The organism is Rhizobium sp. SRDI943 (assembly GCF_057653695.1).
Window position 1 is genome coordinate 1,144,816 of record NZ_JBYGKN010000002.1, and the last position, 26,468, is coordinate 1,171,283.

Annotated in this window: 21 protein-coding genes and 1 pseudogene; 17 read left to right on the forward strand and 5 right to left on the reverse strand. The window is 61.1% G+C overall.

What is annotated here, in order from left to right:
* The first annotated feature begins 44 nt into the window (after positions 1-44).
* The 4 genes from AC245Y_RS29620 (at position 45) to AC245Y_RS29635 (ending at position 3,227) form a co-directional block, all read left to right on the forward strand.
* On the forward strand, positions 45-752 hold the full coding sequence (locus tag AC245Y_RS29620) for a 3-oxoacid CoA-transferase subunit A (RefSeq protein ID WP_003554056.1): 708 nt from the start codon (positions 45-47) through the stop codon (positions 750-752).
* Positions 749-1,453: a 3-oxoacid CoA-transferase subunit B gene (locus AC245Y_RS29625; protein ID WP_017996514.1), complete on the forward strand. Its 705-nt coding sequence runs from the start codon at positions 749-751 to the stop codon at positions 1,451-1,453. The genes AC245Y_RS29620 and AC245Y_RS29625 overlap by 4 nt, the downstream gene beginning before the upstream one ends.
* 9 nt (positions 1,454-1,462) lie before the next feature.
* Positions 1,463-2,668: a 3-oxoadipyl-CoA thiolase gene (gene pcaF, locus AC245Y_RS29630; protein WP_017996513.1), complete on the forward strand. Its 1,206-nt coding sequence runs from the start codon at positions 1,463-1,465 to the stop codon at positions 2,666-2,668.
* 76 nt (positions 2,669-2,744) lie between these two features.
* A complete protein-coding gene (locus tag AC245Y_RS29635) occupies positions 2,745-3,227 on the forward strand; it encodes a GNAT family N-acetyltransferase (protein WP_017996512.1) in 483 nt (160 codons plus the stop codon).
* On the opposite strand, the gene AC245Y_RS29640 is transcribed toward AC245Y_RS29635, so the two are convergent.
* Positions 3,228-4,136, reverse strand: coding sequence for a LysR family transcriptional regulator (locus tag AC245Y_RS29640; RefSeq protein WP_003554047.1), 909 nt, complete (start codon positions 4,134-4,136; stop codon positions 3,228-3,230).
* Between the two features lie 245 nt (positions 4,137-4,381).
* On the opposite strand from AC245Y_RS29640, the gene AC245Y_RS29645 reads away from it, so the two are divergent.
* The 12 genes from AC245Y_RS29645 to ligD all read left to right on the forward strand — a co-directional run bounded on the left by AC245Y_RS29645 (position 4,382) and on the right by ligD (position 21,600).
* Positions 4,382-5,674, forward strand: a complete 1,293-nt coding sequence (locus AC245Y_RS29645; protein ID WP_017996511.1) for an ABC transporter substrate-binding protein — start codon at positions 4,382-4,384, stop codon at positions 5,672-5,674.
* A 2-nt stretch (positions 5,675-5,676) separates the two neighbouring features.
* The gene (locus AC245Y_RS29650) at positions 5,677-6,639 is read left to right on the forward strand and encodes a carbohydrate ABC transporter permease (RefSeq protein ID WP_017996510.1); all 963 of its coding nucleotides are present in this window, start codon (positions 5,677-5,679) and stop codon (positions 6,637-6,639) included.
* Complete coding sequence (locus AC245Y_RS29655) at positions 6,636-7,493, forward strand: carbohydrate ABC transporter permease (RefSeq protein ID WP_003554040.1); 858 nt, start codon at positions 6,636-6,638, stop codon at positions 7,491-7,493. Before AC245Y_RS29650 ends, AC245Y_RS29655 begins: the two co-directional genes overlap by 4 nt.
* 38 nt (positions 7,494-7,531) lie before the next feature.
* Positions 7,532-9,025: a sulfatase gene (locus tag AC245Y_RS29660; protein ID WP_003554037.1), complete on the forward strand. Its 1,494-nt coding sequence runs from the start codon at positions 7,532-7,534 to the stop codon at positions 9,023-9,025.
* Between the two features lie 175 nt (positions 9,026-9,200).
* The gene (locus tag AC245Y_RS29665) at positions 9,201-10,415 is read left to right on the forward strand and encodes an MFS transporter (RefSeq protein ID WP_003554035.1); all 1,215 of its coding nucleotides are present in this window, start codon (positions 9,201-9,203) and stop codon (positions 10,413-10,415) included.
* A 443-nt stretch (positions 10,416-10,858) separates the two neighbouring features.
* A complete protein-coding gene (locus AC245Y_RS29670; protein ID WP_487762872.1) occupies positions 10,859-15,490 on the forward strand; it encodes a caspase family protein in 4,632 nt (1,543 codons plus the stop codon).
* Positions 15,477-15,944 carry a hypothetical protein gene (locus AC245Y_RS29675; protein ID WP_026157616.1) on the forward strand — a complete coding sequence of 156 codons (468 nt, stop codon included), beginning with the start codon at positions 15,477-15,479 and terminating at the stop codon, positions 15,942-15,944. Before AC245Y_RS29670 ends, AC245Y_RS29675 begins: the two co-directional genes overlap by 14 nt.
* Positions 15,941-16,531 (forward strand): DUF4760 domain-containing protein, encoded by a 591-nt coding sequence (locus AC245Y_RS29680; RefSeq protein ID WP_017996506.1) that lies wholly within the window; start codon positions 15,941-15,943, stop codon positions 16,529-16,531. Before AC245Y_RS29675 ends, AC245Y_RS29680 begins: the two co-directional genes overlap by 4 nt.
* Positions 16,532-16,646: 115 nt before the next feature.
* On the forward strand, positions 16,647-17,441 hold the full coding sequence (locus AC245Y_RS29685) for an SDR family NAD(P)-dependent oxidoreductase (RefSeq protein WP_012763320.1): 795 nt from the start codon (positions 16,647-16,649) through the stop codon (positions 17,439-17,441).
* 104 nt (positions 17,442-17,545) lie between these two features.
* Positions 17,546-19,702, forward strand: coding sequence for a glycogen debranching protein GlgX (gene glgX / locus AC245Y_RS29690; RefSeq protein WP_017996504.1), 2,157 nt, complete (start codon positions 17,546-17,548; stop codon positions 19,700-19,702).
* Positions 19,703-19,717: 15 nt separating this feature from the next.
* The gene (locus tag AC245Y_RS29695) at positions 19,718-20,725 is read left to right on the forward strand and encodes a DNA topoisomerase IB (RefSeq protein ID WP_003554023.1); all 1,008 of its coding nucleotides are present in this window, start codon (positions 19,718-19,720) and stop codon (positions 20,723-20,725) included.
* Entirely contained in the window at positions 20,722-21,600 is an 879-nt protein-coding gene (gene ligD, locus AC245Y_RS29700; RefSeq protein ID WP_017996503.1) for a non-homologous end-joining DNA ligase, read from the forward strand. Before AC245Y_RS29695 ends, ligD begins: the two co-directional genes overlap by 4 nt.
* A gap of 131 nt (positions 21,601-21,731) precedes the next feature.
* On the opposite strand, the gene AC245Y_RS29705 is transcribed toward ligD, so the two are convergent.
* From AC245Y_RS29705 to AC245Y_RS29715, 3 genes and pseudogenes are all read right to left on the reverse strand, one after another.
* Positions 21,732-22,457, reverse strand: a complete 726-nt coding sequence (locus AC245Y_RS29705) for a glutathione S-transferase (protein ID WP_017996502.1) — start codon at positions 22,455-22,457, stop codon at positions 21,732-21,734.
* Positions 22,458-22,463: 6 nt separating this feature from the next.
* Positions 22,464-22,754 carry a DUF3175 domain-containing protein gene (locus AC245Y_RS29710; protein ID WP_017996501.1) on the reverse strand — a complete coding sequence of 97 codons (291 nt, stop codon included), beginning with the start codon at positions 22,752-22,754 and terminating at the stop codon, positions 22,464-22,466.
* A gap of 53 nt (positions 22,755-22,807) precedes the next feature.
* Positions 22,808-23,121 (reverse strand): annotated as a pseudogene (locus tag AC245Y_RS29715) (plasmid stabilization protein).
* A 134-nt stretch (positions 23,122-23,255) separates the two neighbouring features.
* Between AC245Y_RS29715 and AC245Y_RS29720 the strand changes: the two are divergent.
* Entirely contained in the window at positions 23,256-23,633 is a 378-nt protein-coding gene (locus tag AC245Y_RS29720) for a hypothetical protein (protein ID WP_017996500.1), read from the forward strand.
* 29 nt (positions 23,634-23,662) lie between these two features.
* Here the strand turns inward: AC245Y_RS29720 and AC245Y_RS29725 are convergent, their stop codons facing one another.
* On the reverse strand, positions 23,663-26,380 hold the full coding sequence (locus AC245Y_RS29725; RefSeq protein ID WP_017996499.1) for a hybrid sensor histidine kinase/response regulator: 2,718 nt from the start codon (positions 26,378-26,380) through the stop codon (positions 23,663-23,665).
* Between the last annotated feature and the right edge of the window lie 88 nt (positions 26,381-26,468).

A 26,468-nucleotide genomic window follows, 5' to 3' on the forward strand; every position in this document is an offset into this window, starting at 1 on the left:
CGGGATGGGAGTTCCCCGACCGAGTAGCCAAGGAGAGGTCACGCATGGACAAGACAGTCGGGAGCACGGCGGAAGCCGTCTCTGAGATCGGTGATGGCGCGACCGTCATGATCGGTGGTTTTGGTGGCTCGGGCGCCCCGATCGAGCTCATTCATGCCTTGATCGACAAGGGCTCCAAGAACCTCACCGTGATCAACAACAATGCCGGCAACGGGCGCATCGGCATTGCAGCGATGATCGATGCCGGCATGGTCAGAAAGATGATCTGCTCATTCCCGCGTTCGTCGGATCCGCGCGCCTTCACGGATAAATATCTGGCCGGCGAAATTGAGCTCGAGCTGGTGCCGCAGGGAACGCTTGCCGAGCGCATCCGCGCCGGCGGAGCCGGCATCCCGGCTTTCTATACGCCGACCGCCTACGGCACCGAACTGGCCAACGGCAAGGTCATCGCCGAATTCGATGGCCGCCACTATGTGCAGGAACGCTGGTTGAAGGCCGACTTCGCGATCGTCAAGGCTGCGATCGGCGATATCCAGGGCAACCTCACCTACAACAAGGCCGGCCGCAACTTCAATCCGCTGATGTGCATGGCAGCTGCGAAGACCATCGTCCAGGTGTCATCGATCGTGCCGGCCGGCGGCATCGATCCCGAGCAGGTGGTGACACCAGGCATCTTCGTCGACCGCGTCGTCACTGTTTCCAATCCCCAGCAGGAAGAAGAGCTCATTCGAGCCGGAGTGGCCTACGTATGACCATCAACACCCGCCCCATCAACACCCGCGAAGACATCAAGCTTTCCAATGCGCAGATCGCCTGGCGCGCCGCGCAGGATATTGCCGACGGCGCCTATGTGAACCTCGGCATCGGCTTTCCCGAAATGGTCGCCCGCTATCAGCCCCCCGGCCGTCAGGCGATCTTCCACACCGAAAACGGCATCCTGAACTTCGGCGAGCCGCCGGCGGCAGGCGAGGAGGATTGGGACCTGATCAATGCTGGCAAGAAGGCGGTAACGCTGAAGCCGGGTGCCGCCTTCTTCCATCACGCCGACAGCTTCGCCATGGTGCGCGGCGGCCATCTCGACGTCGCGATCCTCGGCGCCTATCAGGTTGCCCAGAGCGGCGACCTTGCCAACTGGCGGGTGGGCAGCAAAGGCGTGCCGGCCGTCGGCGGCGCCATGGACCTGGTGCACGGCGCCAAGCAGGTCTGCGTCATTACCGAGCACGTCACTAAGACAGGCGAGCCGAAACTGGTGGAGACATGCACCTTCCCGCTGACCGGCGTTGCCTGCATCACCCGCGTCTATACCAGCCACGCCGTCGTCGACATCGTCAACGGACGTTTCGTCCTGCGCGAGAAACTGGCCGCGATGTCGCAGGAGGAATTGCAGGCGATGACCGGTGCGCCGCTGCACGTCGAAGGGCCGGTTGTCGACCTTGTCGTCCCGAAACTCTGAGGAAAAGCCATGACCGAAGCCTTTATCTGCGACTATATCAGAACGCCGATCGGCCGTTTCGCCGGCTCGCTCTCCCAGGTGCGGGCCGACGATCTCGGTGCCATCCCGCTGAAGGCACTGATGCAACGAAATGCCGCCGTCGATTGGGAAGCCGTCGACGATGTGATCTTCGGCTGCGCCAACCAGGCGGGTGAGGACAACCGCAATGTCGCGCGCATGTCGGCTCTGCTCGCCGGCCTGCCGATCGCCGTCCCCGGCACGACGATCAACCGGCTCTGCGGCTCCGGCATGGATGCGGTGATCACGGCCGCACGCGCCATCCGCGCGGGCGAAGCCGAGCTGATGATCGCTGGTGGCGTCGAGAGCATGTCACGCGCGCCGTTCGTCATGCCGAAGGCCGAGACGGCCTTTTCACGGGCCGCCGAAATCCATGACACGACGATCGGCTGGCGCTTCGTCAACCCGCTGATGAAGAAGCAGTACGGCGTCGATTCCATGCCGGAGACTGGCGAGAATGTCGCCGAGGACTATCATGTCAGCCGCGAGGATCAGGATGCCTTCGCGGTGCGAAGCCAGGCGAAGGCCGCCGCCGCCCAGGCGAACGGACGGTTGGCGAAGGAGATCACCCCGGTGACCATCTCGCAGCGCAAGGGCGATCCTGTTATCGTCGACAAGGACGAGCATCCGCGCGCAACCACGATCGAAACGCTGGCGAAACTCGCGACACCTTTCAAAAAAGAAGGCGGCACGGTGACAGCAGGCAATGCCTCCGGCGTCAATGACGGGGCGGCGGCGCTGATCGTCGCTTCGGAAGCGGCGGCGCGGAAATACGGCCTGACGCCGATCGCCCGCATCCTCGGCGGCGCGGCTGCCGCCGTTCCGCCAAGGGTGATGGGCGTCGGGCCGATCCCGGCCTCGCGCAAGCTGATGGCACGGCTCGGCATGACCGCGGATCAGTTCGACGTGATCGAACTCAACGAGGCCTTTGCCAGCCAGGGGCTGGCGGTGCTGCGCGCGCTCGGCATTGCCGATGATGATGCGCGGGTGAATCGCAATGGCGGCGCGATCGCGCTCGGCCATCCGCTTGGCATGTCGGGTGCACGCATCACCGGCACGGCCGCCCTCGAGCTTATGCAGACCGGCGGAAAATATTCGCTGTCGACCATGTGCATCGGCGTCGGGCAGGGGATTGCGATAGCACTTGAAAGGGTTTGAGGCCGGGACGCTTCCAGCTTTTGCCGGAGGCTGCCGACCCGTTGCGCGGCGTGCCCGGTTTCGTTAGAGATCGGGCATGCTGATCCGACCCGCAGACAAGAACGATCGAAGCGCCATCTGGAGGATCATCGGTCCGACGATCCGCGCCGGCGAAACCTATGCGCTCGATCGCGATTTGAGCGAAGCTGATGCGCTGGCCTACTGGATGGGACCGGACCGCGAGACCTTCGTCGCCGAAGCGGATGGCGTGATCCTCGGCACCTATTACATCAGGGCCAATCAGGCAGGCGGCGGCCAGCATGTCTGCAATTGCGGCTACATGACCGATGCTGCCGCAAGCGGCCGTGGCGTCGCCCGGCTGATGCATGAGCATTCCCTGGACCATGCCCGCTTGCGTGGCTTTCGCGCCATGCAGTTCAATTTCGTCGTCAGCAGCAACGAACGCGCGGTCGCGCTGTGGCAATCTCTCGGCTTCGATATCGTCGGCCGGCTCCCGGGCGTCTTCCTTCATCCGACGCAGGGCTATGTCGACGCATTGGTGATGTTTCGCACGCTTTGATCACGCAGTTTCAGGAAGCGAGAATTCGGGCAACGCCAACAACGGCATCGAACCACGCACCAAACGCAGGAAATCGCGGACCGGAGATTTTTCGAGCGCGCGCGGAAAGTAGATTGCGCCCGATTCCTGTACGCGGCCGTGGTCCTGGAACATCACCGGTCTGATCCCGAACCCATCGAACAATTTCGCAAAGCCGCTGGAGGCGGCCATCACCAGCGGCGAACCCTGCATGATCAACAGAGCCTGCAACATGGAGTCCACACGAACCGCAAAATCCCGGGTCTGACGCTCGAGTTGACCAGGCCCTTCATCATCTCCGTAACCGGGGCTGATCCAGCGCTGACGCAGAAGATCATCGAGGGTGACGGTCGCCGCTTTGGCCAGGTGATGATCCTTGTGGCAGTAGATGTAGGTCGCCTGTCTTGCCAGCGTTTCGAACTCGACTTGCATGACGGCTTCATATTTGTAGGAGAGCGTTCCGAAGACGAGATCGTAGACGCCGTGCCGCATCCCTTCGAAACGTGTACCGTCATCGGCGATCTCGACGTGGACGACGACACCCGGATGCGTCCGGCTGAAGGCTTTTATGATCCCCGGCAATATGACGAGCCCCCAAAGATCGCCGGTGGCTATGCGAATAACGGCCTTGGCGCGGCCCTGAAGATGTTCGATCTCTTCTTTCGCTTCATCGAGCGCCGGCAATATCCGCACCGCCCGGCTATAAAGGGCTGAACCGTAAACGCTCAATTCGACGCCGGCGCCGGTCCTGTTGAACAGCGGAACGCCGTAGCTGTCTTCGAGTTGCCGGATAGCCCGGGAAAGCGCCGGCTGCGAAATATTCAGCTTCTTGGCGGCACGCGAGATCGATCGCTGGTTTGCCACTTCGACGAATTGGCGTAGCTCCCGCATCCGTCTCCCTCCCTATGCGACTTATGCATAACATATAGCATGTTTGCATTTGACCTCAGCACCATCTGCGCCACATTGTACACAACAATAGTAGACTAATTCGAGCGTGCCAAGAGCTGCGAAAGCCCCTCATGAAAGGGAATTTCGCGCCGATGAGCACGTTCTCGACGGACGCTCTACACAGAAGAATAAGCCTTCGACAAGGAAATCGGGGCGCGGGATGGGGATAGAAGGAGGAGGAACCGATGTTTAAAAATGGCATAGGCCGGCAGTTGATTTTCGCCGCGACGACGGCGGCGTCGATGATTTTTGCGCTCGCTCCATCGGCGGCGCAGGACAAGGTCCAGCTGACGTTTCGTCAATTCGATCCCCCGACCGAAATTCAAGGCCTGATTGCCGCCGTCGAGGCCTGGAACTCTAGTCATCCCGATGTCCAGGTCAAATTGGAGACGATGTCGGGCGGCGACACGCTTGCCCAGTTGGCGCGCGAAATTCCCGCCGGTGCGGGACCGGATGTTCAGCAGCTGGCTTTCGTGTGGACGCGTGATCTCGCGCGATCAAAGCTGCTCCTCGATCTTAGCCCTCTCATCCAATCGAATGCGCCGGGAGCCGGCACCGACGATTTTCTGGCTCTCGACCTCGCCACCCTCGATGGCAAAATCTTCGGCCTGCCATGGACGGCGGATACATTCTCGATGGCCTATCGCCCGGATCTCCTGCAGGCAGCAGGTGTCTCGAACTTTCCCGATAGCTGGGACGATCTTGCGGCAGCTGCCAAGAAGTTGACCACCGAAGGTGGTGGGACCGAACAATACGGTTTCTGCTTCCCCGCAGGCAGCGCACCCGACAGCGGCATGTGGACGCTGGTAAATTATTACCTCTGGAGCAACGGCTCGACCTTGGTCACGGAGGAAAGCCCGGGGAAATGGAAGGTGGCGGTGACGCCGGAGCAACTGGCGGCGGCGATGAACTATTTCAACCAGTTTTTCGTGGACGGAACGGCGCCCGAAAATCTCATCACCGTGAATGCCTGGGGCGATCCCGAGCTGATCGGCGGGCTCGGCCGAGGCGACTGCGCGATCACTTTCTTTCCGCCGCAAACCTTCAGGGCCGCCGAGAAACAATCTGAAAAGCCGCTGCTGACCGCACCGATCCCGAACGGGACGGAAAAGCGCATCTCCCATCTTGGCGGACGTGCGCTGGGCATCAATCCCAACACCAAGCATCAGAAGGAGGCCTGGGAGTTCGTCAAATATCTGGTCGGCCCCGAGACCTTCAAAACCTACAACCAATATCCCTCGCAGAAGTCGCTGCTTTCACAGCTCCAGTTTCCGCCGGCCGAGCAGGGCTATGTGACGATGCTTCCATTGGCGCAGACCTTCGAGCGCTACATCTCTTCCCCGATCAAGGTGTCGAGCATGACAGCGCTCATCAATCGTGAGTTCGGCGCCGTATTCTCCGGGCAGCGCAACCCTGATGAGGCTGCGGATGTCATCATCAAGGAACTCAACGACTTGCTTGCCCGCGGCAAGGGCTGACGATGTCTGTTTCCGCAAACCCGGACGGCGCGCTGGCCAAGCGCACCGAAAGACGAGGATCATTCCGGAGTTGGCATTTCGAGCCTTATGGCCTGGTCATGCCGGCGATGCTCATCCTGGCAATCTTTTTTGCCGGCCCGGCATTCTACAATATCGCGCTCAGCTTTCAGGACCTTAGCCTTTTCGATCTGGGAAAGGAGGGTCGGTGGGTCGGCTTTGCCAACTTCGCCGCCGTCCTCAAGGATGAAGGAATTGCCGGCGCCTTATTCAACACCGCTTTCCTGCTGACATTCGTGACGGTCGTCATTCGATTGGCACTCGGACTTGCGCTGGCGATCCTTCTCAACGCCGAGGTCTTCGCCAGATGGCGCATCGGCTGGCTCGTCCGGTCGCTGGTGCTTGTCCCCTTCGTAACGCCGCCGGTCGTCGCCGTCGCCGCCTGGAAGTGGCTGCTCGATCCCCGCTACGGCGCGGTCAACCAGTTTCTCCTGTCGACGGGGCTCATCGACAGGGGAATTCCGTTCCTTTCCAGGACGTCGACGGTCTGGGGCGCGGTCGAAACGATGTTGATCTGGCGCGAGCTTCCTTTCGTCATCATCACCTTCCTCGCGGCGCTGCAGTCGATTCCGAGGGAACTCAGGGAAGCGGCCCGCATCGACGGCGCGTCCGAGTTTCAGATCCATTTGCGCATCATCCTGCCGATGCTGAAGCCCGTGATCGCGGTCGTCGCGCTGCTGACGACGATCTGGACCTTCAACAATTTCGTCTACGTCTGGCTCGCCACCCGAGGAGGACCGGGCGACTACACCCAGGTTCTGGCAACGAAAATGTATACGGTCTCGTTTGTCGACTATCGCGTCGGCGAGGGTGCCGCCATCGGCGTTCTCATGAGCCTGATGATGTTCGCCTTCGCGCTCGTCTATCTCGGGATTCTCTCCCGCGGGAAACGGGGAGCGTCGTCATGAATGTTTCGATGACGCATAAAGCGCGGCATATCAGGTTCGCCAGGGACCTGATCACCGTCATTCTGGGTATCGGCCTGCTGCTGATTTTGGCGTTCCCCTTCATTTGGGTGGTTCTGATTTCCTTCCGCCCGGACAAGGAAATCTTCACCCGGACGTTTCAGCTGTTCACCAGCGTCACCCTGGAAAACTACTACACCCTCCTTCAGAATTCGCCGTTCCCGAACTACCTCAGAAACAGCCTCGTCGTCTGCACAATCTCGACTGTCGCGGCCGTGACCATCGCGCTGATCACCGCCTATGGTTTTTCGCGCAACCGCGATTTCCGCGGCCGCGGCCTGTTGCTGATCCTGGTGATCTGCACGCAGCTATTTCCCTACGTGATCCTGATCACGCCGCTTTATTCGATGTTTTTCGCCGTCGGGCTGATCAACAATCCGCTGAGCCTGGTTCTGTCCTATACGGCCATGAACCTGCCATTCGCCATCTATCTGCTTCTCGGCTACCTCGACACAATTCCCCAGGATCTCGACGAGGCAGCCAAGCTCGACGGCGCCTCCACGATCCAGATCATCTTCAAGGTCATTTTGCCGATCGCCTGGCCGGGTGTGGTGACGGTCGCGGTCAACGCCTTCGTGTCGGGGTGGGATGAATTTCTGTTTGCCCTGACACTGATGACAGCGGACGAAAACAAGACCGTGCCGGTCGGGCTGGCCGGCTTCTTCGGCGAATACACCACCCAATGGAATCTGGTGATGACGGCATCGGTGATTTCGACGCTGCCCACGCTTGTCCTTTTCATGCTGCTTCAGCGAAAGCTGGTCTCCGATCTCGCGGCCGGTGCGGTGAAGCTGTAGCGGCGTGAAAGCCTCGAACGAACATCGAAGGTCCTTCCATGAACATCATCCTCGTGCTTATCGACAGCGTTAACCGCAATGCTCTTTCGGCCTATGGCGGAACTGAGTTTGCGACACCGAACCTTCAGTCATTTGCGCAAAAGGCCTGGCGTTTTGACAATCACTTCGTCGGCAGCCTGCCCTGCATGCCGGCGCGGCGTGAGATTTTTGCCGGCTTCAGCGGCATGCAATGGCGTCCTTGGGGCCCGCTCGAACCCTTCGACCTTCGTCTGCCGAAACTGCTGGAGAGTGCGGGCTACACCACCGCGATCGTCACCGATCACTATCACTACTGGGAGGAGTCGGCGAACGGCTACATCCAGAGCTTCCAAGGCGCGGAATTCATTCGAGGGCACGAGCTGGATTTCTGGGAACCGCTTGTGCCGGAGGCGGATCTGCCGCGATGGGCGCACAATATCGAGAAATGGCGTCCGGGCTATGGCCATCGCTACTTCTCCAATGTCGCGAACTTCAACGATGAGGCCGATTTCTTTCCCGCCAAGGTGATGACATCAGCCAGCGAATGGCTGGCCAAACCGAAAACCGGAAAGCCGTTTTTTCTGCAGGTCGAGTCCTTCGACGTGCATGAACCCTTCGATGTGCCGGAGCCCTATGCATCGATGTACGGTGACGGTGCGGCGCGCGACCGCTTCACGCTGTGGCCGCCCTATCAGGATGCGGCGCGTCAGGCGGAGTTCATGAGCCAGGCGAGCCCCGAGGAACTGGCTTTCGTTCGCTCCCAGTATGGCGCCAAGCTGACGATGACGGACCGGTGGCTGGGCAAGCTGTTCACAACCCTGGACGAACTTGAGCTCTGGGACGACACGGCTGTTATCGTCACCACCGATCACGGACACGACCTCGGCGAACGCGGCGGCTATGGCAAACAATTCCCGCATTTCGACAGCCACGCAAACATCCCGCTGCTCGTCTGGCACCCCGGCTTCCAAGCCAATGGTGGCGCGATAAAAAATCTGACGTCGACCGTCGACCTCTTCGCGTCGATCCTGGCTATGGCCGGCGTCGAGCCGCCACGACAGACGCATTCGCATTCATTTCTGCCGCTTCTCAAAGGCGAGACCAGCAACGCGCGGAACGCCGTCATATACGGGACATTCGGGCAAGGCATCTGCTGCACCGATGGCGAATGGACGCTGATCCAGCCGCCGGATCGCGAAAAGCCGCTTTACGCCTACTCGACCATGGTGCCCACCACCATCGAGCCGCAGGACAGGCCGGTCGATCATGGCTATTACATCCCCGGTATCGACATGCCGCAATGGAAAATTCCCATCACCCCCGACGGCCCCGGAGACCGGCGGAACCTGGACAGCCAGCCGCTGCTATTTGATCGACGCAATGATCCAGGCCAAAAGCGCGACCTCTGGCAGGATCGGCGCGAAGAGCGAGAACGAATGCTGCATCTTATGCGGCAAGTCGTCGAGCAGTATGGCGCGCCGACCGAACTGTTTCAGAGACTGGGATTGGACTAGTTTCGAGGATCAGAGCGCATTGCCGATAGGGCCATTGCCGGTTCGACACTTAAAAAAGATGTGAGTGCGCTGTCGAAATCGCGGCGGTTCAAACGTCTTGAGATCGCAGGCGCGAAATGCGGTAGGCTTGCCGCATGCGCCGCGATCACTCTGTCGGCATGGAGGTTATGTAGCCATGAGTGTTTCCTATCGTTGGGTCATCGTCGCTGCGGGCGCATTGATGACATGCGTTGCGCTCGGCGCGATGTTCTCGTTGGCGATCTTTCAGGAGCCGATTGCAACGGCGACCGGCTGGTCGCATGTCGGCATAGCAAGCGCGATGACGCTGAACTTCATCGTCATGGGTTTCGGCGGCTTCTTCTGGGGGGCGGCAAGCGACCGCTTCGGCCCGCGCATCGTCGTGATGATCGGGTCCGTGCTGCTCGGCTTGGCGCTGGTCCTGGCGAGCCGGGCCGAAACGCTGCTGCAGTTCCAGCTAACCTACGGCATCCTCGTCGGGCTGGCCGCCAGCACGTTCTTCGCGCCGATGATCGCGGCGACGACCGCCTGGTTCGACGAAAACCGCGGGCTTGCGGTGTCGCTGGTCTCGGCTGGCATGGGCGTCGCGCCGATGACGATCTCACCTTTCGCGCGTTGGTTGATCTCAACCTATGAATGGCGGCCGGCCATGCTGATCATCGGCGTTGCGGCCTGGGTGCTGCTCGTGCCGGCTGCGTTTCTCGTCAGGCGTCCGCCCGCCGAGACTACTGACACCGGAACCGAGTTCGCGGCCGACGGCGCCCGGCCGCAACTGTCGAAGGTCTTTCGATCGCCGCAATTCATCGTGCTTGGCCTGACCTTTTTTGCCTGCTGTGCGGCACATTCCGGGCCGATCTTCCACATGGTGAACTATGCGACGATCTGCGGCGTCGCACCGATGGCGGCCGTCAGCATCTACAGCGTCGAGGGTCTGGCGGGATTGGGCGGCCGGCTGCTCTATGGCAGCCTTGCCGACAGGATCGGGGTGAAGCCGGTGCTGGTCGCCGGCCTGCTCGTGCAGGCGGCGGCCCTTGCGACCTATCTCCTCGTCAGCCAGCTCGGTGAATTCTACGCGCTCGCCATCGTCTTCGGCAGCGCCTATGGGGGTGTGATGCCGCTTTATGCCGTGCTGGCGCGGGAATATTTCGGGCCGCGCATCATCGGCACGGTCTTCGGCGCGGCGACGATGCTCTCCAGCCTCGGCATGGCCTTCGGCCCTCTCATCGGCGGCTGGATATTCGACACCTTCGCCAATTATTCCTGGCTGTTCATCGGCTCCGCGATGGTCGGGCTGGGGGCCGCGGCGATAGCGCTCGCGTTCCCGCCTCTCGCCCGCCAGAAACCACAACCTGCCTTCGGCATGGCGCCGTAACCGGCGCCTTAAAGCCCTCACGAGCAGTATCGAGAGTGGACGTCGGTGAACGCCCACTCAAGGTTTTCGCATCGTCGCGACTTTTGCCGCCAGATCGCCAACACCGCAGGCGGCACATTCGCCTCCACCGTAAAAAATGGACGAGGACCAGCCGGACCGCGATCATTCACATCCGCTGGCTTGTGTGCCATTCTGGATTGCGAAAGAACAAAGCGTTGCAAGGCAAGGAATATACTTGATTCACGCAAAAGTCGAGTTCGTATTGGTGTAGTAGCGGACGATACGGCGACGCGCTCTGCTAGGGCGGTAACGGGTAAGACGCACCAATCCTTAAATATTCACTTGAGGAACCCTCAGTTCTTCGGCAGTATACTCTTTATTAACTTTTGGCTGGGGGCCATGCTGCATCAATGAGGGTAATAGGGATTGCTCTGGCATGTATCATGTTGCTGTCGCAGCCGGCTCTGGCGCAGTCTCCACTCGACATCATCAGGAGCTTGACCGACGGCGTCACACGTGATGCCGCGCCGCCAGATGCTGGTAGCCCACCGTCTAAACCGATACCGACTCTTCAATCACAGCTGACAAGATCGCAAGTGCAACGCCTGCAGCGTGCCCTGGAAGCGCTCGGTTACTATCATGGTCCGATCGACGGAAATGCCGGGGTCGAGACGTGGAGTTCGGTGGTAGCGTGGGCACGCGACCGGGGATGGGAGGCTCCAACAACCCTCCGTGTCGCGCATCTCAATTCTCTTGAAGCTGAACGCGCGCAGGGACAGGTCGCAGAACAGGATCGTCCAGGCTCTGGTCCAGAAGATGGGACTGTTCGTCGCGTTCAATCGGCCCTCTCACGGCTCGGCTACTATTCGGGGCCGGTGAATGGCCAGACAGACCAAGCGACCATGGCTGCCATGGCGGCCTGGGCAGCCGATCGGAGCTGGGAGGCGCCGGCATCGATCCGCGAGGCACATGCCGTCAACATGGAGGAGGAGCTTTCCCATGGGACAGGCCCGGTTGTCGGCGATGCGGCCTTGCCACCGTGGCAGCCGGACGACACGGGGATAGGCAGCAAAATCTGCGCCTCCACCGGCTACAGCAAAGTCTGCCTTCGTCTTGCCTGCGATGCCGAAGCCGGTGTGGTCCTTGATTTCGAAGAGGTAGCGGGCTACTCGACACCGTCGGTCTCGAGCGCGGGTCTGACGGTGGATCGAGGCCCTGAGGCAACGCTTCCCCTCGATGGCATCCGCAAGAGACCGGTCCTCGATGCCGGTCGCGATGCAGCGCTCATCGCCCGCCTTTCCTCCGGGCGGTCGCTGAACCTCAAGTTGGGGACATGGTCGATGTCCTTCGGTCTCGCGCAATTCGGCCCCGAGTACGACCGGGTTGGAAAGGCATGTGCTACCCTCCTCGCCAGGCTTCGTAGCGGCCAGGATCCCTTCCCTGGCCAGTTCTCCCGTCTTGCCGACGAACTGGCCGAGGCCACCGTGTCCGAAGGAACCTGGACCTCGCAGCCGAATACGGATCTTGGCGGCGATGACATTCGACATGGGCTGACCGATCCGCTTCTGCGTGGCCTGAAGGAAGGCGAATGTATCGCGATCTGCTCGGAAACCGACATGTGCCGAGCCTATACGTTCAACCCGAGCGGCGGGGTATGTTTCCTGAAGTCCGCAAAGGGCTCGCCGAAACCCTACGCAGCCGCAAAGAGCGGCGTTTTCGATGGCCGGAAAGCGGGTTTAGCACCTCCACCCACCCGCGGTCCGGGACCGATCGTGGATGGAGCGGTCGGGTGGCACGAGGGCGAGCCGCTGGAAGGCTTCCAGGCCCGCGTGAAAAAAGCTGCTCGCAGGCTCGGCGGGTCATGCGACGAGGAGAAGGAGACGCTCCGGCGCCTGGCCGAAAAATTCCAATGGACACTGCCGCATCAGGGACCGCTCCGCGCCGGAAACAGCTTTGCGATCGAGTGGTCGGGCAACACGCTCGAAGATCGCATACCGGTTTGGTTCATGGTCAAAGCAGAACAGCCCGTCCGTTTTAAAGGCAAGGGGCATGTCGCGTTGGGTCCTGATGCACCCAATCCGTTCGCGATCAAAACCGGTCTCGGCAAGACACGCGCCGTGGTCGCTCTGGCGACGCGCGGCGCCGCGGCGAGTGGTTCAGTTTCAGCCATTCCGCTGCAAGCCGGGCCTTTGAACCTATCCGTCTCATTGGTGGGTTATCTGCGCGCCTGCGAGGAGGAGATCGTTCTGAAGGAAGGGTCCGAGCGGCTCGACATCGCACCGGCGCCCGCCGAGATCGTCCTCAACACCGCCGAGGGCCGCGCGGCGTTCACACATAGCATCGATATCCCTAAATTCTCCCGCCGCATCCTCCTCAACGATACCCGCTTTCTTCTGCTGGATGCGGCAAGCGGGACCGAAATCGTCGAGCGGGCAGGCACACACCTGCAGATCTCGCCAACCCACCGCTTCATCGGCGTCGAGCATAATGGCCGGCTCGACATCGTCGACATGGTCGATGGGCATACGGCCGCGACAGCGGACGCCGGCGACCTTCGCTGGGCGCTCGGCGACAGTGTCGTCTTCACCACACTCGCGCCTTGGGCGGAGGTGAATTTTACCTCCACCTTCGGCGATCACTTGCGCATACGGGAACAGATTACCGGGCCGTCTTGCTGCACGGCGCAACGCGGTCAAACGCGCGTGGCGATCGATCTGGAGAATGCTGCCTACGCCATCTGGGGTGGCGCCGGCTACCGCGTTGGTGCGCTCCAGAACCCGGATTACGCCTCGATCGCGAATTCTTCGGGCGCTTACAGTTCCGAAGGTGGCGAGACAATTCCCCTTCATTTTCATATGTTCTGGTCGCTTGGCATGGTGTCGCCCGTCAGTGTCGCTCGGGAATTCGATGTTGCCGGCGGCTTCAAGACGACCAGTACCTGGGAAGTCTGGGAGGTCGCGGAAGCCGACAGCCGCCGCCCCCGCGATTTTACGGAGAGCCTGTCGCGCACGTTGGCCAAAATTGAGCTTCAGGCAGTCATGATCGATACCGCTGTGGCATCGAACGACCAAGGCTCCACCAGAGCCGGCAACGACACGCCTCTCGCCGCTGCCTTGCCCGAACAACTCTTGCGCCTCGGCGTCGCGCTCGATCCAATGGTCGACGGTGAACGCCTCCTCGCGTCCTACGCCGCGGGTGAAAACAACGCCCTTCACGCGCTTGATCGCGACCAGCGGCTGAAACGATCCGCAGAGGCGATGGGGCGCTTCCGCCGCGAGGCGGAGCGTGCGGGCTGGCGATTCGACTGGGCTCTGCCCGTCGGGGAGGAGGGTCCCATCTCCGACTGTGAACATCTTCTGCTCGGAGAATCCTCAAGCTCGGGGGGCACGGGCTCGCTGTCGGCGCCTCGCGATGTTGTCGAGGTCTCGACCGTCCGCACGTCTCGCGGGGCGGTATGGGTGGCGCGTGCGGAGTGTGTCGCGGGGGCGACGTTCGGGAGCCTCAGGCCCTATGCTGCCCTTTACGTCATGGATATCGCGCGCCCCGCGCCGGCGGCGAGTGCGGCACTTCAGGCGGAAGGCGCATTTTTCTTCGAAAACAATGCCCATCGTCTGTGGTACCAGCACGCTTTTCGTATCAAAGCCAATGACGACCTGCTGCTGACCTATGCGCCCGGCAACGGCGTCATTACCGTGCGTGACCGCGCAACACAGAAGTTCCTCTGGATCGGCGAGAATCTTCCGAATGGCGACCTCCTCGTCGACGCCTGGTTGACGAAAGACCGTCGCCATGCGGTGCAACTTAATTCTGACGGCAACTTCTATATTCACGCCATTCTGGACGATAGGCAGTCGCTTCTGTCCGGGCGCATCGCCGACGACGAGATCGCGGTCTGGACCAGGGACTACTTTTACGACGCGACAGCCGAGGCCGCCGCCCTCATCGATCTGAAGTTTCCCGGTAGGGTTGGACAGTATAGTCTCGACCGGTTCGGCATAGCGCGCCAGGTCCCAGATCTGGCGCGCGCCGTTCTTGATCGAGGGCAGACGCCGCAGGCCGTCGCCGAGGTGGGCGTACCGCCGTCGTTGACAGGCGAGATTGCGCTCGAGGAAAACGGCAGTCGCGTAAGAGCCGTATTGCACTTCGACCCGGCTGAGACGGTGCATATGTCCGTTTTTCAGGACGGTGTTCTGACCGGAACGGTTGATGCAGCCACCATCGGAAATGCAGTGTCGATCGAGAGGCTCAAGGACGCGCGTTGGGTGTCGGTCATCGGATTCAATTCTGCGGGCCTGGCGAGCCTCCCGGTATCGGCTGATCTCGGCGAGCCGCTTGCGCGCCGTGCGGTCACCCGCGCGCTCGTCATCGGCGTGAACACTTACGAGGATGAGCGCCTCCGTTCGCTCAATTACCCTCTGCGCGATGCAGGCACGGTGCTCGAAACGCTGACCGAGCCGCTTGGTAAAGAGCCACCGTTCCGCGGCGATGCAGCGCCGAAGGACAGGCGTGCCACACCCGAGGCCATACTGGAGGCGACGGCGCGACTGCTGGACGGGCTGGTCCGTGGGGACCACGCGGTCCTGTTTCTGGCCGGCCATGGCATGCAGGATCGCAATGGGCGTTTCTATTTCGCGACGTCTGCCACCGATCCAACGGATCTCGAACACACAGCCTTGCCTTTCGACCGGCTGGCCGCGCTGTTCGAAAGGACCGAGGCGCGCATCACCATCCTTCTTGACGCCTGCCACTCCGGCGCCGCGGGGACCGGGGCTTTCACCACCAACGACGATCTCGCCAACAGCCTCGTCGCCCTTAAATCCAATCTCACCATTCTCGCCGCTGCGAAGGGGCGACAGGAGTCGCTTGGGCGGCGGGAGGTCGGCGGCCTGTTCACCAACGCGATCGTTACCGTCCTTGGAAAGGAACGCGATCTTTATGACCACAATCACAATGGTCGCATCGAGGCCTCCGAACTGTATCGCGGCGTCAAGACGCTGGTTTTCGCGGCGAGCGACGGCAAGCAGACACCCTGGATCATCAACAGCCGACTGGTGGGAGACTATGCCCTCTTTTAGATTTCGCGACGCGTATAAAACGGTTGCGGCCCTGGCAGCTGCCATGCTGCTTCTCGCACCTGCCGCCGCCATGCTGCTTCTCGCACCTGCCGCCGCCGGCGCCGCGTGCCTCATTTGTGACGAGGTCGTCGAGCTGGATGAGGTAAGGGCAAAATGCTTCCGTCAGGACTATGAAAAGTTTCTTTCAACCGCCCGGAGCGCGGAAACGAGCAATGCGGAGGTCGATCTCTCCGCCTGCGCCGGGGACGACGGACGCGAACGCCGCGGTCTTGATCGGATGCCCGGGCTATTACCGCCCGGAGGTGAATCCACAGCACGGAACCAGCGCGAGCTACGCTCCGTCTACATCTTCGATGAGGCAGGCCTTGTTTGCCTGAAGCGGTTGCTGGATGGTCACGAAGGCACGATCGATCCGTCGGTGCGGTTCGATCTGGTCGAGAACTGCAAGCCATGAGCCAGCCATCATCCAGGCGGCCGGCCGGCCTCTCTTTCTTCTACGTTTCCGATGCCGGCTGGTCGCTTCTGAGCAGCATTATCACCGTTGTGACCTTCGTCGGCGCGGTGGGGGGAATCTTTTGGGCAGTCTTCGAGTACCGCGAGAACCAGGAGACCGAACGGACGAAATATACGCTCACCCTCATTGAGACCTGGGAAACGCAGGGCTATCGGCAAGCCTATGGTGAACTTCGTGAGTTCTACACGGCGTTCATCGCGACGGTCCCGCCCGCCGACAGGAAGACGGCTGAGACGAGCGGACACGCCAGGGACAACCTGCTGCAGTCCTTCAACCGTCGGATCGCGCAGGAGCCCGCACGCCAGGAGCAGGTCAGGGAGGTCGTCTATTTCTTCAACCGGCTTGGTCTTTGCGTGAGTGCGTCGCTCTGCTCCAAGGAGACAACCGCGGTCTTCTTCAATGATACCGTGCAGTCTTTCCTCGATGCCTATGGTCCTTATATCGAAAGCAGCAAGGAAACATTGCCAGGCCGGGGCGCGACACTTGTCGATCTCTCTCGGGAACTCAATCCCGCTGGTCGGGACTAGGCACCCTGCGAATCTCTCCCTTTCGTGCATTGCCCTTCGCCGATTTCCCCTGATAAGACTTCTCCTAGTCGTTTCATCACCTATGTCCTTGGTTATTCGGGAGGCAATCGTCGCCATGGTCGAACTTGCGCAATCGCTCGCATCCATCAAGCTGCCGGACCTGTCCGGCAAGGCCGTGCTGATCACCGGCGCCTCGACCGGGATCGGCGCGGCGCTGGCCCGCGCCTTTGCGGCTCAAGGGGCCAAGGTCGGCGTGCATTACAATGCCAGCCGCGAACCGGCGGAGAAGCTTGCAGACGAGATCCGGGCTGCCGGCGGCACCGTGCACCTGATCCAGGGCGACGTGTCGAGGGAAGGCGAGACCGAGCGTGTCGTCGAGGAGACGGCGAAGACCTTCGGTCATCTCGACGGGCTCATCAACAATGCCGGCGGCATGCTGGGGCGCAAGCCGACCTCGGAATATACCGACGCCCATTATGCCGCGGTCATGGACCTCAACGCCCGCTCGGTGCTGGCGGCAACACGTGCGGCGCATCCTTGGCTGAAGAAGCAGGGTGGCTTCATCATCAACACCACCTCGATCGCTGCGCGCAATGGCGGCGGCAATGGTGCGATCCTCTATGCGGCGTCCAAGGGCTTCGTTTCGACGATCACGCGCGGCCATGCCAAGGAATTCGTCCCCGACCGGATCCGAGTCAACGCAGTGGCGCCGGGCGTTATCGCCACGCCCTTCCACGAGCGTTATACCAATGACGAGCAGATGGAGCTGCAGCGCAAGTCGATCCCGATGGGCTTCGTCGGCACGTCGGAAGATTGCGTCGGCGCCTATCTCTTCCTCGCCTCGCCGACGCTGTCGGGCTACATCACCGGCCAGATCATCGAGGTCAATGGCGGCCAGCTGATGCCGTGAACGCCTCGATCGGCGGGCAAGATCCTCGCTTTCCCTTTTTAAAAAAGGGAACTTTCGAACCGCCGTGACGTTTCCCGCTTGTTCTTTTCACCAAGCGGGGCACCATGAGCTTTTCATTTTCAGAACTCGACTTCCTCAAGCCGGAGCTGGGAGCGGAGTATACGGGTTCTGGCACCCATTTCGCGGTATTCTCCGCCCATGCGGAACAGATGGAGCTCTGCCTCTTCTCGCCTGACGGAAAGAACGAGATTGCCCGGCTGCCGTTGCCGAAGCGCGAAGGCGACATCTGGTCGGGCTATATCGCCGGCGTCGGCCCGGGCACGGTCTACGGTTATCGCGCCCACGGCCCCTATGACCCGCAGGCCGGCCATCGCTTCAATCCGAACAAGCTCCTGCTCGACCCCTATGCCAAACAGGTGACGGGCGAGCTTAAATGGGATGACGCGCTGTTCGGTTACCAGATCGGCGAAGACGACCTTTCCTTCGACGAGCGTGACAGCGCCCCCTTCATGGTCAAGGGCGTGGTGCAGGATCCGGACTTCGATTGGGCGGGTGAAGAGGCGATCCGCCGTCCCTGGCCCGACACCATCATCTACGAGGCGCATGTGCGCGGCCTGACGATGATCCATCCGAAGGTGCCAGACCGGCTGCGCGGCACCTTTCTCGGCATGTGCAGCGATCCGATCATCGACCATCTCGTCAAGCTCGGCATCTCGGCGATCGAGCTACTGCCGATCCAGTATTTCCTCGACGATCGTTATCTCCTGGAAAAAAACCTACGCAATTATTGGGGCTATCAGACACTCGGCTTCTTCGCGCCGCAATCGCGCTACTTGTCCGGCGACAAGATCACCGAAATCAAGACCATGGTGAAGAAGTTCCATGCCGCCGGCATCGAAGTCATCATGGACGTGGTCTATAACCATACCGCCGAAGGCAGCGAGAAAGGGCCGACGCTGTCCTTCCGCGGGCTCGACAATGCGAGCTATTACATTCTCTCCCCCGACGATCCGCGCCACACCTTCGATACCACGGGGACCGGAAACACCCTGAATGCCGCCAATCCCATGGTGATGCGCATGGTGCTCGACAGCCTGCGCTACTGGGTCGGCGTCATGCATATCGACGGCTTCCGTTTCGACCTTGCCAGCACGCTCGGCCGCCAGGATATGGAATTCGATCGGCAGGGCCTGTTCTTCGGCGCAATCCGCCAGGATCCGATCCTTGCCGGTGTCAAGCTGATCGCCGAGCCCTGGGACGTGGGCGATGGCGGTTATCAGGTTGGCGGCTTTCCACATCCCTTCCGTGAGTGGAACGACAAGTTTCGTGACGACGTGCGTCGCTTTTGGAAGGGCGATGGCGGCATGGTCTCGGAGATCTCGCAACGCATCACCGGCTCGGCGGTACAGTTCAACCACTCGGACCGGGGCGCGACGTCATCGATCAATCTGCTGTCGGCCCATGACGGCTTCACGTTGATGGACACGGTTTCCTTCGACGACAAGCACAATGACGCGAACGGCGAGGAGAACAGGGACGGACATTCGGACAATCATTCGGACAATATGGGTGCCGAAGGCGTGACGGATAACGGGGACATCAACAGCCTTCGGGCGCGGCGGCGCCGCAATCTGATGGCGACGCTGATGCTCTCCCAGGGCGTTCCGATGATCCTTGCCGGCGACGAGCTGGGCAACAGCCAAGGCGGCAACAACAACGCCTATTGCCAGGACAACGAGATCGGCTGGACGGATTGGTCGGGGCTCGACGACCCCTTCCTCGATTTCTGCCGGCAGGCCGTCGCCTTCCGCAAGGCCCATCCCGTCTTGCGGCAGGAGCGGTTCCTGACCGGAGAGACAGCCGACGACGGACGCATCGAGATCGCCTGGTACAAGCCGGACGGCGGTTTCATGGACGATGGAGCCTGGAACGACGACGGTTTGCAGGTACTCGGCGTCTACGTCTCGAGGAGCGTGCATGCACCGGACACCGAGGAGATGGACGACCTGTTCCTCGTCTTCAATGCAGGTGGCGACTGCGAGGTTCACCTACCCGTGGTGAATGGGCTGAAACAGTGGTCGAGGGTTCTCGACACGGGCTCGGAGACGGGTTCTTTCGAGGTGCGCGAACCAGAGAATCCGGTCATCGTCTATGCCCAGAGCGTGGCGGTCTTCGCGCCGAAGGGACAAACCGAGCCGCCGAAAGGCGCGACAAAAGCCGAGCGTCGCCGCTGGTTCCAGTTCGGCCGCAGGAGCAAGTAACGGGTCGCAGAGAACATGAATGCCGAAGCCATCACCGACCTTGGTCTTGTCTATGTCAGCGACACCGAACCAGGCATCCGCAGGCGAAGGAAGGGTAAGGGCTTCAGCTATGTGATGCCCGACGGTACGACGCTTGCCGACGAATTGCAGCGGGCGCGCATAGGCGCGCTCGGTCTGCCCCCAGCCTATGAGAATGTCTGGATCTGCCTCTACGACAACGGCCATTTGCAGGCGACAGGCTTCGATGCGCGCGGGCGCAAGCAATACCGCTACCATAAGGAATGGCAATCCTTCCGAAGTGCGGGAAAATTCCATCAATTGATCGAGTTCGGCCGGGCGCTGCCTCGAATACGCCGCACCGTGCTGCGCCATCTCGATACCGGTGCAGAGGATGTCAATGGCGTGCTTGCGGCTTTGACGACGCTGCTCGACGAGGCGCACCTACGCGTCGGCAATCAGGCCTATGTCAGGGAGAACGGCACCTATGGCGCAACGACGCTGCTAAAACGCCACCTGAAGATCGTCGACGGGCAGATCGAACTGAAATTCCGTGCGAAAGGTGGCAAGCGCGTCCAGCGCAGCCTCAAGCATCCCAGGCTGCAGAAGATCCTGGAGGAGATAGCCGACCTGCCAGGCCGCCAACTCTTCGTCTGGAAGGACGAAAGCGGGACGCTGAAGCCAATCGATTCCGGGCGATTGAACGCCTATCTGGCCGAGATATCCGGCATTCCGATTTCGGCGAAGACCTTTCGCACCTGGGCCGGATCGCTGGCGGCTTTCGGAGCGGCGCGCGAGACGATCCTCGGTGGCGGCCGGCCGACCGTGAAGCAGATGTCGGAGGCCGCGGCCGAGGCGCTACACAACACACCGGCGATCTCGCGCTCGAGCTATATCCATCCCGCGATCATCGCGCTCGCCGGCAACGATCATCCGCTGATCGAGACTGGCAACGAGCCGCTGCGGGGCTTGCGGGCCGAGGAAAACAGGCTACTTGATTTCCTCACAAGCGAGATCGAAGAATGAGCCCCAGACATACGCCGGCATCGGACGTATCCTTGACGCATCCCGACCGGCTCTACTGGCCGGACGAGGGCGTGACCAAGCAGGCGCTGGCGGATTACTACGCGGCGGTCTGGCCATTCATGGAGCCTTATGTCGTCAACCGGCCCTTGGCATTGTTGCGTTTGCCGGACGGCATAAAGGGCCATCAGCGATTTTTCCAGAAACATGCCTGGAAAGGCATGAATCCGCACATCGAGGAGATCGCCGACCCGCAGGATGCGGACGGCGAAAAATTGCTGCGCATCGGCGATTTCAACGGTCTCGTGGCGCTGGTGCAGTCGGCCGTGCTCGAAATTCATCCCTGGGGGGCAACGGCCGACAATTGGGAAAGACCCGATATGGTCACCATGGACCTCGATCCCGGCGAAGACGTGACCTGGAGCGCGGTGATAGCAGCAGCGCTTGAATTGAAGTCGCGGCTGGAAGCCCGCGGCCTGGCTGCCTTCGTCAAGACGTCGGGCGGCAAGGGGCTGCATGTGGTGACGCCGCTTGCGCCGAAGGCCGGCTGGGCCGAGGTGAAGGATTTCGCCCATTCACTGGCCGAAAGCATGTCGGCCGATGCGCCGGACAAATATCTGGCAACCGCGACAAAGGCAAAACGCGGTGGACATATCTACATCGATTATCTCCGCAACGGCCGCGGCAACACGGCGGTCGCGGCCTATTCGACGCGGGCACGATCGGGCGCGCCGGTTTCCATGCCGCTGGATTGGTCAGAATTGAACGAGGTGAGTGGTCCGGCCGCTTTCACGCTCGCCAACGTGCCGCAACGGTTGGAGACCCGGCCGAAGGATCCATGGGGAAATTTCTTCGATGCGGCCGTTCCGCTGGAATGAACGGCTTTTAGTTCGGCTTTAACGGAAGCGCAGAAGCCGCTCTATCCCTTTGCTTTTACGCAGTCCCGTCAAAACCGCTTCGCGCTTTGCCGGGGGAACCGCTTCGCACTTTTCCTGGAATTTCTCTTGTCTCAGCCGGCACCGTCCAGCTCAGGATAATGCCTGAAAATCCCTTCCTCGTTGAAGGCGAGGCGGCGGGCGGAGGCGAGATAGCTGGCGATGTTCGGACGCTTCGCGACCGCGTCATGCAGAGCCAAGAGGCAGGGATATTCCGCCTTGCGCTTCGTCATGGCTTTCGGAAAGGCGTAATTCAGGCCCTCGATTACCTGGAAGAGCGAGAGGTCGACATAGGTCAGCGCATCGCCGACCAGATGGTTGGGGCCTTTCGGGTTCTGTCGCAGCACCCGCTCGAAATAACCGAGGAATTTCGGAATGCGGTCGCGGATGAAGGCGGCCGAGCGGGCTTTTGCCTCTGGCTTCTGGTCCTCGTAATAAAGCGACATGTCGATCGGGTGATGCGTATCATGCGCTTCGGCGACGAAATCGGTGACAGTCAGCTGCAGGCCGTTGACGACATGGCGAAGGCCGTCATCCTCAGGCGCAAGGCCGAGTTTCGGTCCGAGATAAAACAGGATGTTGGCGACATGCGGTATAATAAGGTCGCCGTCCTTCAGGAACGGTGGCGCAAAGGGAATGTGCGTTTCGCTTTCGCTCTCCATCACTTCCATCATGGCGCCGGTGCCGCGCCCGGGCTGGCGGGTAACGTCGATATATGCGGCGCCGACTTCTTCCAGCGCCAACCGCACGAATTCGCCACGGCCTTGAATGCCGTCCCAATAATAAAGCTCGTATGCCATGGCTGCTCAATCCTTCGGTTTACGACCGAAGTCTTTTCGCAGTTCGTCCTTGGCCTTTTCAAGGGTTCCGCGCCGCTTTTTCGTCAGTTGGTCGCCCGCGCGGTTAATGTAGAAGGTCAGCATCGACATGGCAGCGCGATAAGGGCTCGACTTGCGGCGATCACTCTCCTCGGCGGAGTGCTTGACGTAACGGGCAATCTTCCTCGGATCGTCCGATTTGAACACGCCTTCCTTCAGGTCCATCGCATCGCTGCGTTCGGTGACGTCCTGAGACCATTTCTTTTTCGATTTGGCCATGGGTCTAAAACTCCCCGTGTGGCTGGCGGAAAGCCTCCGCTGCCGCATCCTAGTCAATGGTGGCTGTGGTGTTCGTTACGCTTGCGCGTCGCCGCGGCCTTCTTCGCGGAAGCGGAACGTTCCTCCTTCGAGCGTGCGGCGGATGCCGCACCGCCGACGCGGCCGCCCTTTTCGGAGGATTCATGCGTATCCTTCTTGCCGCGGCCGGAACCGGATTTGTTGCCGCCGCCGCTTCCTTGTTGACGGTCGCCCAAGCACGCCGTTCGGCTTCCTTCTCGGAGACGCCGCGATCCTCGTAGCCCTCCTCGATGTGCTCGGCTTTGCGCTTCTGCTTGTCGGTATAGTCGGATTTATCACCTCTCGGCATCTCGGCCTCCTGTGGTTTGCAAAGGGACTGAACCGGTACGGAGCCCAAAAGTTCCCGCCCAGGTCATTGGGCCGAATTCGGAACAAAAGCCAGGTTTATCAGGTTTCCGATGTGCATAAGAAGCAGCCGAGAACATGGAAAAACACATCGTCAAAGCCGATGGAAACGGTGCGATCGACGTGAACGGCCAGGTATCACCGGTCATCTACACCGTCAGCCTCAAGCACGGGAAGGGGCGTTCCTATGAGGTCGACATCCGTTTGATGGCGCCGCGTGACTGGCTGCTACGGAGGGGCTTCAAGCGTGATGCCGTGCTGGTCAGTCAGAGCGGTGCGCGCATTCCCGTCTATCACGACGATGGCAGTTTTCACGATGCTGGCAGCCATCACGATGATGGTCGTCTCGACCCTGCCGACACGATCTCGATCGAGCTGACGGCGCGCGACGACAGTTGCACCAGCGAGGTGGATCTGATGCGGAAATATCCTGAGCTCGACGGCGCCGACGCATAAAGCAAAAGTTGTAGCATATCGTGACTGGCCTATACGCCAGGCCGTTGTTGGACGGCGTTCTTGACCGCCTGGTCGAGCGCTATGCTGCTGAAAGGTTTCGACAGCAGCACCGAGCCGGGGAGATGATTTGCATCCGGCAGGCTGCTGTTGCCGGTGGCAAAGACCAGTCCGACCGAAGGAAAGGCCTCACGCGCCTTCGCGGCAAAGGCCTGACCCGACATGCCGGGCAGGCCGACATCGGCGACGATGATGTCGACGATGGTATGTCGGAGGATTTCCACGCCCCGTTCGCCACTATCAGCCTCGATGACGTCATAGCCGAGATCCTGCAAAAGCTCGGCGGTATCCATGCGGATGAAGGCGTCGTCTTCCACCAGCAACAGCTTCAGCTTTTCACGGGCGACCTCGGGATGTGTGGGAGCGGCCACCGCGGCATCGCTCGCCCCTTGGCGGCGTTGCGTCCTGATAGTAAGCACGTGGCGGATCTTGCGGGCGAGTTCCTCGCGCGTATAGGGTTTGGAGAGCAGTTCGAGGCCGGGATCGAGCCTGCCGCCATGGACGATCGAATTTTCGGTATAGCCCGATGTGTAGAGCACGGCGATGTCAGGCAGACGCTCGCGTGCCATGCGCGCAAGCTCCGGGCTCCGCAACGGCCCGGGCATGACGACATCGGTAAAGAGCAGGTCGATATGGGCGCCGCTTTCGATCACGGTGAGCGCGCTTTGCGCATCCTTGGCCTTCAACACGTAGTAGCCGAGATCCGTCAGCATCTCGACGACAGTCGTGCGCACACCCTCGTCATCCTCGGCGACGAGGATGGTTTCCGTGCCCCCGGTCGCCGGCACGCTGTCGACATTGGTGATGCGATCCTCGCTCTGGAACGAGCGGGGCAGATAGAGCTTGACGGTCGTGCCTTCGCCGATCTCGCTGTAGATCTTCACGTGGCCACCGGACTGCTTGACGAAGCCATAGACCATCGACAGGCCAAGACCGGTACCCTTGCCTTCCGGCTTGGTCGAGAAGAAAGGCTCGAAGGCCTGTTCTATGACCTCCTGCATCATGCCGGATCCGGTATCGGTAACCGCCAGCACGACATATTGGCCGGCGGTGACTTCAGGATGGGTGCGGCTGTAGGTGTCGTCGAGGAAGGCGTTGCCGACCTCGATCGTCAGCTTACCGGGGCCAGCCATCGCGTCTCGGGAGTTGATCGCAAGGTTGAGCAGTGCGTTCTCGATCTGGGTCGGATCGGCAAAGCTGTTCCAGAGCCCACCTGAGACCATGGTCTCGACTTCGATCTCCTCGCCGAGCGCGCGGCGCAGCATGTCGTCCATGCCGGTGACGAGACGGCCAATATTGACGACCTTCGGCTCCAACGGTTGCCGGCGGCCGAAGGCGAGCAACTGGCTTGCCAGCCGCGAGCCGCGTTCGACGGCGGCAAGCGCGTTGGAAATGCGTTCCTTGGCCCGACCGCTCTCTGCCACGTCCTTGCCCAGAAGCTGCAGGTTGCCTGAGATCACCTGCAGCAGATTGTTGAAATCATGGGCAACGCCGCCGGTGAGCTTGCCGATCGATTCCATCTTCTGCGACTGCTGGAGCGCTGCTTCGGCCTGCTGGCGCTCGGCAATCTCGGCCGCGACGCGGACCTCGAGCATTTCATTAAGTTTCCGCAGCTGATCTTCCATATTGCGGCGCTGGTCGATTTCGATTTTGGCGGCACGGAAAAGCCGGATATTGTCGATCGCGACGGCCGATTGGCCGGCGAGACTGACGAGGCTCGCCTCGGCCGCTTGGGAAAAACGGCCGGGCTGGCCGTGGCCGAAGAACAAGCCGCCGATGACGCCGCCGTCGCGTGATTTCACCGGCACGGCAAGATAGCTCCTGACGGGAAGATGGCCCTTCGGCATGCCAGCATGCGGCGCATTCTGCCCGTAGCGCGGGTCGAGCAGGATGTCGTCGGAGCGCATAATGCCTTCGCCGTTGAAGGTCGGCGCGAAGACCTTGGTATTGCGCGGCATCGGGAATTTCTCGAAGTTCTTCCGATCGACACCGGAGAGGGCATAGAGCATGTAGCTGCCACCCTCGCCATCATCGACATTGTAGAAAAAGGCGCCGAATTCCGCGCCGGTCAGCGTCACGCCGGCATCGACGACAATCTGGGTGAGGCGTTCGACACTGGGCTCGGCGGTGATCGCCGCACCCGCCCGGTTGACGACCGCAAGCGCCTCCGATTTTGCACGCAGTTCTTCCAGCGCGCTTTGTTCGCCGCGCTTGGCCGACACCTGGTCGGTAACATCAAGGGCCGCGCAGAGGATGCCGGCGACCCTGCCGTCATCGTCGCGCAGCGGCGTGTATGAGAAGGTGAACCAGGTGTCTTCGGTACGGCCGTCGCGGCGCATCGGGATAAGCAGCTCTTTGAAGAGCTGCGAACTGCCTTCGAGCGTGCTGGTGACGATCGGCGAGAACTGTTCCCAGATATCTGTCCAGACCTCGCGGAAGGGTCGTCCGAGGGCATCGGGATGCCGCTCGGGGAAAACGGGCACATAGGCTTCATTGTAGAGAAAAGCGAGATCCGGACCCCAGGCGACGAATTTGGGCTGGCGGGAATTCAACACCATTTCGGCGACGTGCTTGAGAGAGGCAGGCCAGCTTTCGACCGGACCGAGACCGACGGCGTGGAAATCCGGATGCCGTAACAATTCGCCGATTTCGCCTCCACCTCTCGGCCAGCCGTCCCCGACGCTTCTCATTCAAAATCGCTTCCTTGTCGTCTGCCGCACCGATGTGATCGGTCGGCTCGGGGTCCAGCCCTTCCAAAGCTTCAACATAGAGGCTAAC

Excerpts from the sequence above, each read along its gene's own strand:
- AC245Y_RS29670 (WP_487762872.1), top strand. The coding sequence starts at position 10,859 with ATGTTGCTGTCGCAGCCGGCTCTGGCGCAGTCTCCACTCGACATCATC.
- AC245Y_RS29680 (WP_017996506.1), top strand. The coding sequence starts at position 15,941 with ATGAGCCAGCCATCATCCAGGCGGCCGGCCGGCCTCTCTTTCTTCTAC.
- AC245Y_RS29720 (WP_017996500.1), top strand. The coding sequence starts at position 23,256 with ATGGAAAAACACATCGTCAAAGCCGATGGAAACGGTGCGATCGACGTG.
- ligD (WP_017996503.1), top strand. The coding sequence starts at position 20,722 with ATGAGCCCCAGACATACGCCGGCATCGGACGTATCCTTGACGCATCCC.
- pcaF (WP_017996513.1), top strand. The coding sequence starts at position 1,463 with ATGACCGAAGCCTTTATCTGCGACTATATCAGAACGCCGATCGGCCGT.
- AC245Y_RS29655 (WP_003554040.1), top strand. The coding sequence starts at position 6,636 with ATGAATGTTTCGATGACGCATAAAGCGCGGCATATCAGGTTCGCCAGG.
- AC245Y_RS29650 (WP_017996510.1), top strand. The coding sequence starts at position 5,677 with ATGTCTGTTTCCGCAAACCCGGACGGCGCGCTGGCCAAGCGCACCGAA.
- AC245Y_RS29620 (WP_003554056.1), top strand. The coding sequence starts at position 45 with ATGGACAAGACAGTCGGGAGCACGGCGGAAGCCGTCTCTGAGATCGGT.
- AC245Y_RS29695 (WP_003554023.1), top strand. The coding sequence starts at position 19,718 with ATGAATGCCGAAGCCATCACCGACCTTGGTCTTGTCTATGTCAGCGAC.
- AC245Y_RS29645 (WP_017996511.1), top strand. The coding sequence starts at position 4,382 with ATGTTTAAAAATGGCATAGGCCGGCAGTTGATTTTCGCCGCGACGACG.
- AC245Y_RS29660 (WP_003554037.1), top strand. The coding sequence starts at position 7,532 with ATGAACATCATCCTCGTGCTTATCGACAGCGTTAACCGCAATGCTCTT.
- AC245Y_RS29705 (WP_017996502.1), bottom strand. The coding sequence starts at position 22,457 with ATGGCATACGAGCTTTATTATTGGGACGGCATTCAAGGCCGTGGCGAA.
- AC245Y_RS29640 (WP_003554047.1), bottom strand. The coding sequence starts at position 4,136 with ATGCGGGAGCTACGCCAATTCGTCGAAGTGGCAAACCAGCGATCGATC.
- AC245Y_RS29635 (WP_017996512.1), top strand. The coding sequence starts at position 2,745 with ATGCTGATCCGACCCGCAGACAAGAACGATCGAAGCGCCATCTGGAGG.
- AC245Y_RS29710 (WP_017996501.1), bottom strand. The coding sequence starts at position 22,754 with ATGGCCAAATCGAAAAAGAAATGGTCTCAGGACGTCACCGAACGCAGC.
- AC245Y_RS29725 (WP_017996499.1), bottom strand. The coding sequence starts at position 26,380 with ATGAGAAGCGTCGGGGACGGCTGGCCGAGAGGTGGAGGCGAAATCGGC.
- AC245Y_RS29625 (WP_017996514.1), top strand. The coding sequence starts at position 749 with ATGACCATCAACACCCGCCCCATCAACACCCGCGAAGACATCAAGCTT.
- glgX (WP_017996504.1), top strand. The coding sequence starts at position 17,546 with ATGAGCTTTTCATTTTCAGAACTCGACTTCCTCAAGCCGGAGCTGGGA.
- AC245Y_RS29665 (WP_003554035.1), top strand. The coding sequence starts at position 9,201 with ATGAGTGTTTCCTATCGTTGGGTCATCGTCGCTGCGGGCGCATTGATG.
- AC245Y_RS29685 (WP_012763320.1), top strand. The coding sequence starts at position 16,647 with ATGGTCGAACTTGCGCAATCGCTCGCATCCATCAAGCTGCCGGACCTG.
- AC245Y_RS29675 (WP_026157616.1), top strand. The coding sequence starts at position 15,477 with ATGCCCTCTTTTAGATTTCGCGACGCGTATAAAACGGTTGCGGCCCTG.